Source organism: Haliea sp. (assembly GCF_040222615.1).
Classification (GTDB): domain Bacteria; phylum Pseudomonadota; class Gammaproteobacteria; order Pseudomonadales; family Halieaceae; genus Haliea.
Map to the genome: position 1 here is coordinate 1 of NZ_JAVKCQ010000063.1, position 13,405 is coordinate 13,405.

Genomic DNA, 13,405 nt, shown 5'->3' on the forward strand with positions numbered 1-13,405 from the left:
CCCAGCGCGTCGAGCCGGAGCCCTTCGAGAGCCGCCTGACCTTCAATGGCACCCTGATGGCCGATCAGTCCATCAATATTCGCAGCGAATTACGCGGCAAGGTCGAGCACATCCAGTTCACCGACAGCCAGAATGTGCAGAAGGGCGACCTCATCGTGGTCATAGAATCCGGCGAGACCGAGGCAGAGTTGCGCTCGATGCAGGAGCAACTGGCCCTGGCGGAAACCCGGGCCGAGCGCCTGCAAAACCTGTTTCGCAGCGGCTCGGTAACCGCCAGTGAGCGGGACGACGCGGTCAGCCAGCGAGAGGTGCTGCGGGCGGAGGTCGAGCGACTGCAGATACGGCTGGCCAAAAGCCGCATTACCGCACCCTTCGACGGCACCCTGGGGCTGCGCCACATCAGCCCCGGCGACCTCATTGAAGCCGACACACTCATCACTACCCTGCAGACAGTGACCAAGCTGACGGTGGATTTCAGCGTCCCCGAGCGCTTCCTGAACCTGGTACAGCCGGCCACGGAACTTTCGCTGCGGGTTGCCGGCCACGAACGGCCCTTCACCGCCATCGTCCGGGCCATCGACCCGCAGGTGGACATTGCCACCCGCACCCTGACCGTGCGCGCCGACGTCGACAACCCGGAACGCAGGCTGCTCCCCGGCAATTACGCCCGGGTGGAGCTGGTGAGCCGCAACGATGCGGCGCTGGTAGTGCCCAGCGTCGCCGTGCTGCAAAGCCTGGACGCGGTGTCGGTGTTCACGGTGGAGGACGGCGTTGCGGTTCGACACGCCGTGCAGACCGGCCACCGTGACGAGACCCGGGTTGAAATCCTGCAGGGACTGGACCCTGGCGCCGAAATCATCACCTCGGGTATCCAGTCGGTTCGCGAAGGCCAGAGAGTCAACATCCAGCGCCGCACGGACCTGGGCTGATGCGCCTGCATGAGCTGAGCATCCAGCGCCCGGTACTGGCGATGGTCATGTCCATTGTCATCATCGTCTTCGGCCTTATCGGCCTCGGCGAACTGGGGGTCCGCGAATTCCCCATGGCCCAGCGCCCCATCATCTCGGTGCAGGCGGCCTACCCGGGCGCCAACGCCAGCGTGGTGGAGAGCCAGATCACCGAGGCGCTGGAGGAGGAGCTCAACACCGTCTCCGGCATCCGCACCATGACTTCGATCAGCCGCGAGGGCCTGAGCACGGTGGTCACCGAGTTCAATCTCGGGGACGACCTCGACACCGCGGCCAACGACATTCGCGACCGCGTGGGCTCTGCCCTGCGCCGCCTGCCAGCCGACGCCCAGGCTCCCACCGTCACCAAGGCCGACGCCGACGGCGACCCCATCATCTTCCTCAGCGTGCGCAGCCAGCAACGCAGCCTGCTGGAGCTGAGCGCCCTGGCTGACGACCTGTTCAAGACCCGCTTCGAAACCATCAGCGGCGTGGGCCAGGTCGATATCTGGGGCTACAAGGAATATTCCATGCGCCTGTGGCTGGACCCGGACTTGCTGGCGGCCCACGGCCTTACCGCCATCGATGTGCGTGAGGCACTCCAGGCCGCCAACGTCGAGCTGCCCACCGGGCGCCTCGAGGGCGACAGCATCGATCTCAACATCCGTACGTTGAGCCGCCTGGGGGAAGATCCGGAGGACTTCGAGAACCGGATCATCAAGCGCAACGGAGACCGCGTGGTTCGGCTGCGGGACGTGGGCCGGGCCGAACTCGGCGCCCTGAATGAACGCACGGTGCTGCGGCGGGACGGGATAACCAATGTCGGCGTGGTGCTGCGGCCCCAGAGCGGCGCCAACGAAATCGCCATCGCCGACGAGTTCTATCGCCGCCTGGCCATCATCGAACGCGACCTGCCGGCGGATGTGGACGTGGCAGTGGGCTTTGACAACACGGAATTCATTCGCGCCAGTATCCGCGAAGTCATCCAGACGCTGTTTTTCGCCCTGCTCCTGGTCTGCGCAACAATCTTCGCCTTCCTGCGCGAGTGGCGCACCACCATCATTCCCCTGATCACCATTCCCATCAGCCTGATTGGCACCTTCTTCGTGCTGTATCTGGCCGGCTTCTCGATCAATGTACTGACCCTGTTGGGCATGGTGCTGGCCATCGGCCTGGTGGTGGACGACGCCATCGTGGTGGTGGAGAACATCTACAAGCGCGTCGAGCAGGGCCAGGCCCCCGCCCTGGCCGGCGCGGAAGGGGTACGCGAGATTTTCTTCGCGGTGATTGCCACCACGCTGGCGCTGACCGCTGTGTTTGCGCCGCTGATTTTCCTCGGCGGCCTCACCGGGGTGCTGTTCCGCGAATTCGGCGTAACCCTCGCTGCGGCGGTAATTATCTCATCGTTTGTGGCGCTGACCATGGCGCCCATGCTCTGCTCGCGCTTCCTCAAGAACCGCGCCCGGCACCCGGCCCTGTACCGGGCCACGGAGCCGTTTTTCGAACGCCTGGCCGACGGCTACCGCAACTCCCTGCGCAGTTTCCTGCACCACCGCAGCTGGGCACCGCTGATTCTGCTGGCCTGCATCGGGCTGGTCGTCACCCTGTACCGCGCCCTGCCCCAGGAGCTGGCGCCGCTGGAGGACCGGAGCCAGCTGATAGTCTCCACCCGGGGCCCGGAAGGCGCCGGTTTCGACTACATGTTCGACGCCATGACCCGCTTCGACGATATCATCCGGGAGAGCATCGGCGAGGATGTAAAAGCCCGTCTGACGGTGACTTCCCCTGGATTTGGCGCCTCGACCACGGTGAACTCCGGCTTCTCCCGGGTCATCCTCAAGGACCCTGCCGAGCGCGAGCATACCCAGGCCGAGGCGGCGTCCATCCTGTCCGCCGCGCTGGCGGGGTTTCCCGACCTGCAGGCCTTCGTGCGCCAGTTCGACACCATCAATGTCGGCGGTCGCGGCCTGCCGGTACAGTTTGTGGTGCAGAACACGGACATCAACAAGGTCAGGGAGGTCATTCCCCGTTTCATGGAGCGGGCCCAGCAGCACCCCGCTTTCAACTACGTCGATGTCGACCTCAAATTCAACCAGCCGGAACTGGTGCTCGATATTGACCGCGACCGCGCCGAGGCCCTTGGCGTCAGCACCCGGGACATCGCCGATATCGTGCAGGCCTCTTTCAGCGGCCAGCGCTTCGGCTACTTCCTCAAGGACGGCAAGCAGTACGAAATCATTGGCCAGATGGTGCGCGCCGGACGCAATGACCCCACCGACCTGGCACGCCTTTCCGTGCGTGCGGCCGACGGCAGCATGGTGCCGCTGCAGAACCTGGTGAATGTCCGGGAACAGAGCTCTGCGCCCGTGCTCTACCGTTTCAACCGCTTCACCGCCGCGACCTTCTCCGCCAACCTGGCCGAGGGCGTGACTCTGGGGGCGGGGGTGGAAGCCATGCGCGAGATCGCAGCGGCGGTGCTCGATGACAGCTACAGTACCGAACTGGCCGGGCAATCCCGGGAGTTCGACGAGACCGGCAGCAGCCTGCTGTTTGTCTTCGTGCTGGCCCTGCTGCTGATCTATCTGGTACTCGCCGCCCAGTTCGAGAGCTTCCGGGACCCGCTGGCCATCATGCTGACAGTGCCGATGGCGATTACCGGCGGACTGGTGAGCCTCTGGTATTTCGGCCAGACGCTCAACATTTTCTCCCAGATCGGTCTGATCATGTTGATCGGCCTGGTGACCAAAAACGGCATCCTCATTGTGGAGTTTGCCAACCAGCGCCGGGAGGCGGGTCTCGGCATCGCCGAGGCCGTCGAGGAAGCCGCGGCCGCCCGCTTCCGGCCCATTCTCATGACCACCCTGTCGACAGTGCTGGGCACACTGCCCATCGCCCTCGCGCTGGGTGCCGGGTCCCAGAGCCGGGTGCCGCTGGGGCTGGCGGTGATTGGCGGCATGCTGATCGGCTCGCTGCTGTCCCTGTACGTGGTACCCGCCGCCTATCGCGTGCTCGCCAGCCGCACCGTCAGGGGCCAGGCGGCAGGCGCGGTCGATAGCGCTGCGGGCCCTGAGGTCCCGTCACGCGGTTGAGATTGTCCTGAACAGCCCCTAGACTGAGGGAGAGTCGACTGCCGGTACATCGAGTATGCACAGGAAAGTGGCCGGGTAACGCCATGACTGCCTATCCGCAAGCACAGGGCGATCGCCAGTGGGCCGAACAGGGTTGCGCCGGCATCGGCATGGACCCCGGTAGTCGGCTGGTCCAATGTTACGAGGCAGTGCGCCGGGCCTCGGAACAGTTCTGCGCCCCCCTGGCGATCGAGGATTACGGGCTTCAGGCTGCCCCGGAGACCAGCCCGCCAAAGTGGCATCTCGCCCATACCAGCTGGTTTTTCGAGACCTTCCTGCTGTCAGAGTTTCTGTCGGGCTACCGGTCACCCTGGCCGGAATATTCCTACCTGTTCAACTCGTACTACAACGGCATCGGCGAACAATTCCCCCGCCCCCGGCGCGGGTTGCTGTCGCGGCCCGGACTGGAGCAGGTTTACGCCTATCGCCACTGGGTGGACGACCGCATGCGCGAACTGCTCGCTGACGACAACCATGCCGATCGCCTCCAGGTGCTCCAGCGCACCCGGCTGGGAATTCACCATGAACAACAGCATCAGGAATTGTTCTTCACTGACCTGAAGTACAGCTTTTCCTGCAACCCGACCAATCCGGTTTACCAGGTTTGCGAGGAACCGGCGTATCGCGCCGGAGAAACCTCGTTTCCCTCTGCCTGGCAAGAGTTCGCTGGTTGTGAAACCACCCTCGGCTATCAGGGCGAAGGGTTTTGTTTTGACAATGAACTGCCCCCCCATAGAGTGCTGTTGCAGCCGTTCAGGCTGGCTAACCGGCCCGTGACCAACGCTGACTATCTGGCATTTGTCGAGGCGGGCGCCTATCAGCAGCCAGAATGGTGGCTGGCGGACGGCTGGGCAGAGTTGCAACAACAGCGCTGGCGGAACCCCCTGTACTGGCGGCAACAGGATGGCGAATGGTTCGAATATACGCTGCATGGGCTGCAACCATTGCGCCCGCATGCTCCGCTGGCCCACGTCAGCGCCTACGAGGCGGACGCGTTTGCGCGCTGGTCAGGTTGTCGCCTGCCCTCCGAGGCAGAGTGGGAACATGCCGCCCGAAACTGTCCGGTCGCAGGGCAATTTGTTGAGACCGGGATCTATCAGCCAGTGGCTATCACTGGCACTACAGGCATGCAGGGCATGTTCGGCTCAGTCTGGGAGTGGACGTCCAGCAGCTATGCGGCCTATCCGGGGTTTTCGGTTGCGGCGGGCGCGGTCGGTGAATACAACGGGAAATTCATGTGCAACCAGCTGGTACTGCGGGGGGGCTCCTGTGTCAGCAGCCGGGCGCATCTGCGCAGCAGCTATCGAAATTTCTTTTACCCCCGTGATCGCTGGCAGTTCAGCGGGATCAGGCTGGCAAAAGATATGGAACAGTTGCTGACATGAATCGGCCGCGGACAGTGACTAAAGTTCCGCATGACAACCCCGTTCACCGTGAACTCATGGCCGGATTGCAGTCCGGGCAAAAGACCATCAACCCGAAATACTTTTATGACGAGGCCGGTTCCTGTCTCTTCGCACAAATTACCGCGCTGCCGGAGTACTATCCAACGCGAACCGAGACCGCGATACTGCAGAGCCATGCCGAGGACATCGCCGGGCAGGTGGGAAAGCAGAGGGTCGTCATCGAACCCGGTGCCGGCAACTGCGAGAAGGTTCGTCATCTCATTCCCGCACTGCAACCGAGCTGCTACGTCCCCGTGGATATATCCACAGACTTCCTTGCCGATGCCGCTGTGGCCCTCAATGAGTCCTTCCCGGAATTGCGTATTGAGCCGGTTGCCGCGGACTTTTCCCGGGCGATCTCCCTGCCTGAGTCGGTCGGCTGCCAGTCCGCGGTAGTTTTCTATCCGGGCTCGACAATTGGCAATTTCGAGCCCGCTGACGCGGTAAAGTTCTTGCAGCGGATGCGCAGCCTGGCTGGGCCCGCGGGTTCAGTTCTGGTCGGGGTCGACCTGCACAAGGACGATGCAATCCTGACCGCCGCCTACAACGACCGGGCCGGGGTCACAGCGGCATTCAACCGCAATGTACTCCTGCACCTGAACAGGCTGCTCGGGGCAGACTTCAAGCCTGAGCTGTTCCGGCATCATGCGTTTTATGACAGGGAGAAGAGACGTATAGAAATGCACCTGGTGAGTGAGCTTGAACAGACTGTGAACTGCGGAAGCACAGCGCTGCATTTCGCAGCGGGCGAGTCTATCCACACCGAGAACTCCTACAAATACACTCCGCAGGACTTTTCCGCGCTGGCCGCCGCGGCAGGCCTCAAGCTTGAACAAAGCTGGTCCGACCCCGGCGAGCTGTTCAGCGTCAACCTGCTCAGCGTGGCCGACTGCTGCGACTGACGACCTACCGGTACAGGCGTGCCTCATAGGCTCGCGCCACATCGCTCCAGTCAAACCGGGCAGCCGCTGCCTCCTCACTGATACGGGACCAGGCCGCCGGATCGGCGGCGCGCAGCATCAGCACCTGGTCGAAGCGCTGCAGCAGATGGCGCGCCTGCTCCGCCTCGCCGGCGCCGTCGAAGGCAAAGCCATTCACGCCGTCGCGTACCGTATCCGCAAGCCCGCCGACCGCGTGTACCAGGCAGGGCTGACCGGCCCGCATCGCCAGCATCTGGCTGATACCGCAGGGCTCGAAGGAGCTGGGCATCAGGAACAGGTCGCCCCCGGCATAGAGCATTTCCGACAACGGTTCCGAGAAGCCGCGCAGGAACAGGAAGTTATCCGAGCGGGCAGCGACCGCGGCGAAAAAGTCCTCCAGAGCCGGGTCGCCACTGCCCAGCAGAATGAACAGCCCCCGGCGTCCGAGCCGCTCAAGTATCTGCTCCAGCACGCTGCGCCCGCCGACGGCGACCGTGCGCAACAGGCGCACCTTCTGGTCGGTGAGGCGGCCCACCGAGGTCAGCAGAATCGCCGGCCGCTTCCGCCGCCGCCAGCGCTCCAGCGTGCTGGCGCCCTGCACCGCCGCAGCAGATCCCGGTTCCTCCCGCCAGCGTTGCAGCTGCGCACGCAACCCCGTCACCAGGGCGCCGAATTCAACCGGTGCCGCGCGGGATGAAGGGTACTCACAGCCATTGAGAATACCCTCCAGGCGCCCCTCGCGATCGGCCTGCCGCAGATCCTCCGCCAGGCCCTCGCCGGCGTCCCCCTGGATCTCCCGGGCGTAGGTCGGCGACACCGCATGCACCTTGCGGCACAGGCGTATACCGGCGCGCATGGGGTTGAAGCAGTCCGGGTAGCGGGGGTCGCCGACAAAGTCATAGTCGTAGCGCAGGTGGGGAAACCAGGCTTCCAGGGCCGAGTCATCCCCGCGCAGGGGACGGATACCCTGCAGCGCCAGATTGTGGATCGTATAGACGAAGTGAAGCTCACCCAGCCCTGCAAACCCCGGTTCAAAGCGAGCCAGGACAGGAACCATGGCCGTGTGCCAGTCGTGCAGATGGACCCTGTCCGGCCACGCCAGCGCACCGTCCCGCAGGCCAGTGGCAACTGCGGCACAGAACAGGGCAAACTTCGAGGCGTCGGTAGCAAAGGGGCGGTCGGGACCGTCATCGCAGTAGATTCGCCCCGGGCCGCAAGGTGCCAGCAGCGGGTGCTCCAGCACCTGGCAGCGCAGCCGCGGGTGCGCTGGATCCGGCGGCAGTAACCAGAGCTCGACGCGCTCCGTGTGCCCGCGAAAGTCCACCTCCAGGGCAGTTTGCAAGGTCGCACCGGGGAGTCGCGAGAACTGCTGGTAGCCCGGCACCAGCACCGTAACCTCGTGGCCCAGCGCCGCGAGGGCGCGGGGCACATCCCGGATCACATCGCCCATGCCACCGACCTTGCCGCCCGGCAGGGAACCGTTCTCGGCGGCGACCAGTAGCAGCCTCAGTGGCCTGTCCTGCGGTCGTCCCACGCTCAGGTAATGACGTCGGGCTGTTTGCGGCCAAGCAGGCGGGTGATGCCGGCCAGCTCGTCTCCGGCCGCAATCAGCGTCGCCAGGGCTCTCTGTGGCGCCTGCTCCAGCAGGGCCGGGTCGTGCTGGTAGCGGTCATAGTAGACTCGCAGGGTTGCACCGGCAGTGCCGGTGCCCGAGAGCCGGTAGACAATCCGCGCACCATCGGTAAACAGGATGCGCAGGCCCTGGCCAGCGCTGACGCTGCCGTCCACCGGATCCGTGTAGCAGAAATCATCGGCGGCCTGGACCGTATAACCACCCAGGCACTGACCCGGCAACTCGGGCAGGCGTTCACGCAATGCCTCCATCAGCGCTGCGGCCTGGTCTGCGTCCACCGCCTCATAGTCATGGCGGGTGAAATAGTCGCGCCCGTAGCGCTGCCAGTGCTCGCGCAGGATGGTGCGGGCGGGCTTGCTCAGGGACGCTATCAGGTTGAGCCAGAACAGTACCGCCCACAAGCCATCCTTCTCGCGTATATGACTGGAGCCCGAGCCAAAACTCTCCTCGCCACAGAGCGTGATGCTGCCGGCATCCATCAGGTTACCGAAATATTTCCAGCCTGTGGGAGTCTCAAAACACGGGATACCCAGTTCGGCCGCGACCCGGTCCACTGCGCGGCTGGTGGGCATGGAGCGGGCAATACCCGCCAGCCCGCCGGCGTAGGCCGGAATCACCGTGGCATTGGCGGCCAGGATCGCCAGCGAGTCACAGGGATTGATAAAGACCCCGCTGCCCAGCACCATGTTGCGGTCCCCGTCGCCATCGGAAGCAGCGCCGAAGGCCAGGGGCTCATCCCCGTTCATGCGTGCGACCAGGTCCCCGGCGTGGGCGAGGTTGGGATCGGGGTGGCCACCGCCGAAATCTTCCAGCGGTACGGCATTGATCACGGTCCCCGGGGGGGCGCCCAGGCGCCGCTCGAGAATCTCCAGCGCATAGGGACCGGTGATCGCATGCATGGCATCGAAGCACATGTGAAACCGCCTGTGGCCAAGCAGCGATGCGATTTTCGGGAAATCGAACAGCGACTCCATCAGCTCGGCATAGTCCGCCACCGGGTCTATGACCTCGACTGTGGTACTGCCCAGAGTGACTGTACCGGGCCGGTCCAGGTCGATATCCGGCGTATCCAGTACCAGGTAGTGGTCGAGCCGGGCAGTCGCCGCATGGATGGCCGCGGTCACCGACTCCGGGGCCGGCCCGCCATTACTGCCATTGAACTTGATCCCGAAATCGCCCTGCGGACCCCCGGGGTTGTGGCTGGCCGAGAGCACAATGCCACCGTCAAGGCCGTACTTGCGAATGACGCAGGAAGCAGCAGGCGTCGACAGAAGGGCTCCACGGCCCACCAGTACCCGCTTGAATCCGTTCGCCGCAGCCATGCGCAGGATCACCTGCGCGGCATGCCGGTTGTAGAAACGACCATCACCGCCGAGCACCAGCGACTTGCCGCTGCAATCGCCAAGTGCATTGAAGATCGACTGAACGAAATTCTCCAGGTACCCGGGGCGGCTGAACTCCGCCACCGTCTTGCGCAGACCGGAGGTACCGGGCTTCTGCCCCGCCAGGGGCTGGGTGTTAACCCTTACTACTGACATTCATGTTCCTTGCGAAGAAAGATATCAGGCATAGCCCTCGGGCTGGCCCAGCATACCGCGGGTGACCAATACCACCCCGCTGTCGGTCACCCGCAGCCCGTTGGCACGGTCCTGGCCGGCATCATGCCCAATTACCATTCCCTTGGGAATCACACAGCCGCGATCCACGATGGCATTGCGCATCTGCACATTGCGACCCACCTCCACCTCGGGCAGGATCACCGACTTGTCGATCGTCGAGTAGGAGTTGATCCGCACATTGGAAAACAACACCGAGTTGCTGACCAGGCTCCCGGAAACGATACAGCCCCCCGAGACCATGGAATCCACCGCGCTGCCACGGCGGTCATCGCGGTTGAACACGAACTTGGCCGGCGGCAGCTGCTCCTGGTAGGTCCACAGGGGCCAGTCCTTTTCGTACAGATTGAGCGATGGCGAGGTGCCGATCAACTCCATGTTGGCCATCCAGAACGAGTCCAGGGTGCCGACATCGCGCCAGTAGGCCTTGCCGCCGGTCTCGGGGTCGCGGAAGGGATAGGCGTGCAAATGGAAGTTCTTCAGCAGCTCGGGGATGATGTCGTTGCCGAAGTCGTGCGAGGACTGCAGATTGGCGGCATCCCGGATCAGGCGCTCGAAGAGAAAATCGGTGTTGAATATGTAGTTACCCATGGAGGCCAGGGTCAGGCCGGGCTTGCCCGGGATCTCCGCCGGCTGCGCCGGCTTCTCCTGAAACGCAGTCACCCGATTGTTCGAGTCCACCTGCATGACGCCGAAGGCGTTGGCGGCTTCCGCCACCGGCACTTCCAGGCAACACACGGTCATCTCCGCGCCGGACTCGACATGGGCGACCAGCATCGGCCCGTAATCCATCTTGTAGACATGATCACCGGAGAGAATCATCACGTACCTGGGCATTTCCGCCCGGATGATATCCAGGTTCTGGTAGATGGCATCCGCTGTCCCCTGATACCAGTCTTCCGAATAGCGCTGGGATGCGGGCAGAATTTCCACATACTCGCCCAGCTCTTTCTTGAAATGAGTCCAGCCACGCACCAGGTGGCGCACCAGGGAGTGCGCCTTGTACTGGGTCAGCACGCCAATGCGGCGGATCCCCGAATTGACGCAATTGGACAGGGGGAAATCGATAATGCGGTACTTGCCACCAAAATACAGCGCGGGCTTGGCGCGCCAGTTGGTCAGCTCGTACAGCCGCGAGCCCCGCCCGCCCGCGAGCACCAGCGCCATGGTGTCCCGGGTAAGGCGGCTGACATAGCGGGGATTCTGGTCGTCCATGGGCCTTCTCCTTCAACCATCGTTGCTACGGTCGGCAAATGATCACCAGACTGGCCGGCCGGGAAACCATATCTCATCGGCGTACTCGCCGATAGTGCGATCACTGGAAAACCGGCCGCTGCAGGCCGTATTGAGGATGCTCTTGCGGGCCCACAATGCGGGGTCGCGGTAGCAGTCACCCACGGACTGCTGCGCATCCACGTAGCTGCGAAAGTCCGCAGCGGTCATCCAGGGATCGCCGCCACTGCGAATCGCCGCCACGATCGGGTCAAAGATCCCGAACTCCAGCATATTGAAGTGGCCGGAGTCGAGCAGCTGCATGACCCTGGCCAGGTCCTCATCGCCGGCAATCAGGGCTGCCGGGTCATAGTTCCCGCGCCGGGCCTCCACCTCTTCCGCAGTCAGGCCGAAAAGGTAGAAATTGTCCTCTCCCACCGCCTCCCGGATCTCGATGTTGGCGCCATCCAGGGTGCCGATGGTGATGGCGCCGTTCATCATGAATTTCATGTTGCCGGTACCCGAGGCTTCCTTGCCAGCGGTGGATATCTGCTCCGACAGGTCGGTGCCCGGGCAAATCACTTCCATCGCCGTGACCCGGTAGTCCGGCAGGAACGCCACCCGCAGCCAATTGCTGACCCGCGGGTCACGATTCACCACCGTTGCCACATTGTTGATCAGCTTGATGATCAGCTTGGCCATGGCGTAACCGGGCGCGGCCTTGCCACCAAACAGGATACAGCGTGGCTGGATATCGGCAGTGTCGCCGTTGAGCACCCGCGCGTAGAGGTGAATAACGTGGAGTATGTTGAGCAGCTGGCGCTTGTATTCGTGGATGCGCTTCACCTGCACATCAAACAGCATATCCGGGGCAAAGCTGACCTTGCACCGGTCCTCCACCAGGCGGGCCAGGAGCGCCTTGTTGTCGCGCCGGATCGCCATGAAGCGCTCCGCGAAGCCGCTGTCGCCAGCCAGTGGCGCCAGTCCCTGCAACTGCTCCAGATCGGTCACCCAGCCCGGGCCAATGGTTTCGTTGAGCAGCCCCGCGAGACCCGGGTTGCACTCCGCCAGCCAGCGTCGCGGCGTCACCCCGTTGGTCTTGTTGTTGAATTTCTGCGGCATCATTTCATGGAAATCGCGGAACAGGCCCTCGGTCAACAGCCGGGTATGCAGGGCGGCCACGCCGTTGACCGAGTGACTTCCAACAATGCCGAGAAAGGCCATCCGCAACATGGGTTCAGGGCCCTCCTCCACCAGCGACATCCGGGCCTGGCGCCCGGTATCACCGGGCCAGTGATCCGCGACCCGCGACAGGAAGCGGGCGTTGATCTCGTAGATGATTTCCAGCAGCCGGGGAAACAGCTCGCCGAACAGGCTTACCGGCCATTTTTCCAGCGCCTCCGGCAGCAGGGTGTGGTTGGTATAGGCCATGGTGGCATTGGTAATCACCCAGGCCTCGTTCCACTCCAGGCCGTGTTCGTCCAGCAGCAGGCGCATCAACTCGGCAATGGCAATGGTGGGGTGGGTGTCATTGAGCTGGAAGCCGTTGCCTGCGGCGAAGCCGGTGAAATCCTCGCCATTGGCCGCGACCCAGCGCGCCAGCACATCCTGCAGGCTGGCCGATGCCAGAAAATACTGCTGCCGCAGGCGCAGAACCTTGCCCTGCTCACTGGCATCGTTGGGATACAACACCATGGTGATCTGTTCCGCCTCGTTCTTGGCGGCCACCGCATCCGTATAGCTGCCGGCATTGAACTCGTTAAAGTCGAATTCGTCGGTAGCCTCGGCTTTCCACAGGCGCAGGGTGTTCACCGTACCGTTGCGATAACCGGGAACGGGGATGTCGTAGGGTACCGCCAGTACATCCCGGGAGTCCGCCCAGCGCACTCGCCAGGCGCCGTTCGCGTCCTGGTAGTGTTCACTGCGGCCAAAGAACTGGATGCGCCGGGTTGCCTCAGGACATTCGATTTCCCAGGGATTGCCGTGGCGCAGCCAGCGATCGGGGTACTCGACCTGGTAGCCGTTCTCTATGCGCTGATGGAACATCCCGTACTGATAGCGGATACCGTAGCCGGTGACCGGCAGCTGCAGGGTCGCACAGCTGTCCAGGAAACACGCGGCCAGGCGGCCCAGGCCGCCGTTGCCGAGGCCGGCGTCCAGCTCCTCATCCTCCAGTTGCTCCAGCTCGCAGGCCCAGGACTGCAAAGCCGAGCGCACCGATTCCTCCAGATCAAGGTTGAGCACCGCATTGCCCAGGGTCCTGCCCATGAGGAACTCCAGCGACAGGTAGTTTATGGTCTTGGAACCCTGCTCGCGGCACCGCTCCCGGGTGTCCTGCCAGCGGGCCACCAGCTGGTCGCGCACGGTCAACGCCAGGGCCTGGTAGAGATGGAATCGCGTTTCACACCCACTGTCATCACGCCCCAGGGTCAGGCTGTAGTGGCGCTGTAAATCTTCTTCCAGGGTGGTGGCCTTGAGGGCGCGGGCCAGATTCTGGTTCATGG

At 63.6% G+C, this 13,405-nt stretch carries 8 protein-coding genes; 4 read left to right on the plus strand and 4 right to left on the minus strand.

The window, feature by feature from the left end; genetic code table 11:
- The 4 genes from RJQ10_RS05245 to egtD all read left to right on the plus strand — a co-directional run.
- Positions 1-929, plus strand: a 929-nt coding sequence (locus tag RJQ10_RS05245; RefSeq protein WP_350144338.1) for an efflux RND transporter periplasmic adaptor subunit, incomplete at its 5' end; no start/stop codon positions are given.
- Positions 929-4,036 carry an efflux RND transporter permease subunit gene (locus RJQ10_RS05250; RefSeq protein ID WP_350144340.1) on the plus strand — a complete coding sequence of 1,036 codons (3,108 nt, stop codon included), beginning with the start codon at positions 929-931 and terminating at the stop codon, positions 4,034-4,036. The genes RJQ10_RS05245 and RJQ10_RS05250, both read left to right, overlap by 1 nt.
- Before the next feature lie 83 nt (positions 4,037-4,119).
- Entirely contained in the window at positions 4,120-5,460 is a 1,341-nt protein-coding gene (gene egtB / locus RJQ10_RS05255) for an ergothioneine biosynthesis protein EgtB (protein WP_350144342.1), read from the plus strand.
- A gap of 56 nt (positions 5,461-5,516) precedes the next feature.
- Positions 5,517-6,422 (plus strand): L-histidine N(alpha)-methyltransferase, encoded by a 906-nt coding sequence (egtD, locus tag RJQ10_RS05260; RefSeq protein ID WP_350144343.1) that lies wholly within the window; start codon positions 5,517-5,519, stop codon positions 6,420-6,422.
- A gap of 4 nt (positions 6,423-6,426) precedes the next feature.
- Here egtD and RJQ10_RS05265 read toward each other — a convergent pair whose 3' ends face one another.
- From RJQ10_RS05265 to RJQ10_RS05280, 4 genes are read right to left on the minus strand one after another with little or no spacing between them, the layout of a single operon-like run.
- Positions 6,427-7,974: a glycogen synthase gene (locus tag RJQ10_RS05265; RefSeq protein WP_350144345.1), complete on the minus strand. Its 1,548-nt coding sequence runs from the start codon at positions 7,972-7,974 to the stop codon at positions 6,427-6,429.
- Positions 7,975-7,976: 2 nt separating this feature from the next.
- Positions 7,977-9,611, minus strand: coding sequence for an alpha-D-glucose phosphate-specific phosphoglucomutase (locus RJQ10_RS05270; protein WP_350144347.1), 1,635 nt, complete (start codon positions 9,609-9,611; stop codon positions 7,977-7,979).
- A 24-nt stretch (positions 9,612-9,635) separates the two neighbouring features.
- Entirely contained in the window at positions 9,636-10,904 is a 1,269-nt protein-coding gene (gene glgC, locus RJQ10_RS05275; RefSeq protein ID WP_350144349.1) for a glucose-1-phosphate adenylyltransferase, read from the minus strand.
- Positions 10,905-10,946: 42 nt separating this feature from the next.
- Entirely contained in the window at positions 10,947-13,403 is a 2,457-nt protein-coding gene (locus RJQ10_RS05280; protein WP_350144351.1) for a glycogen/starch/alpha-glucan phosphorylase, read from the minus strand.
- Positions 13,404-13,405 lie beyond the last annotated feature (2 nt).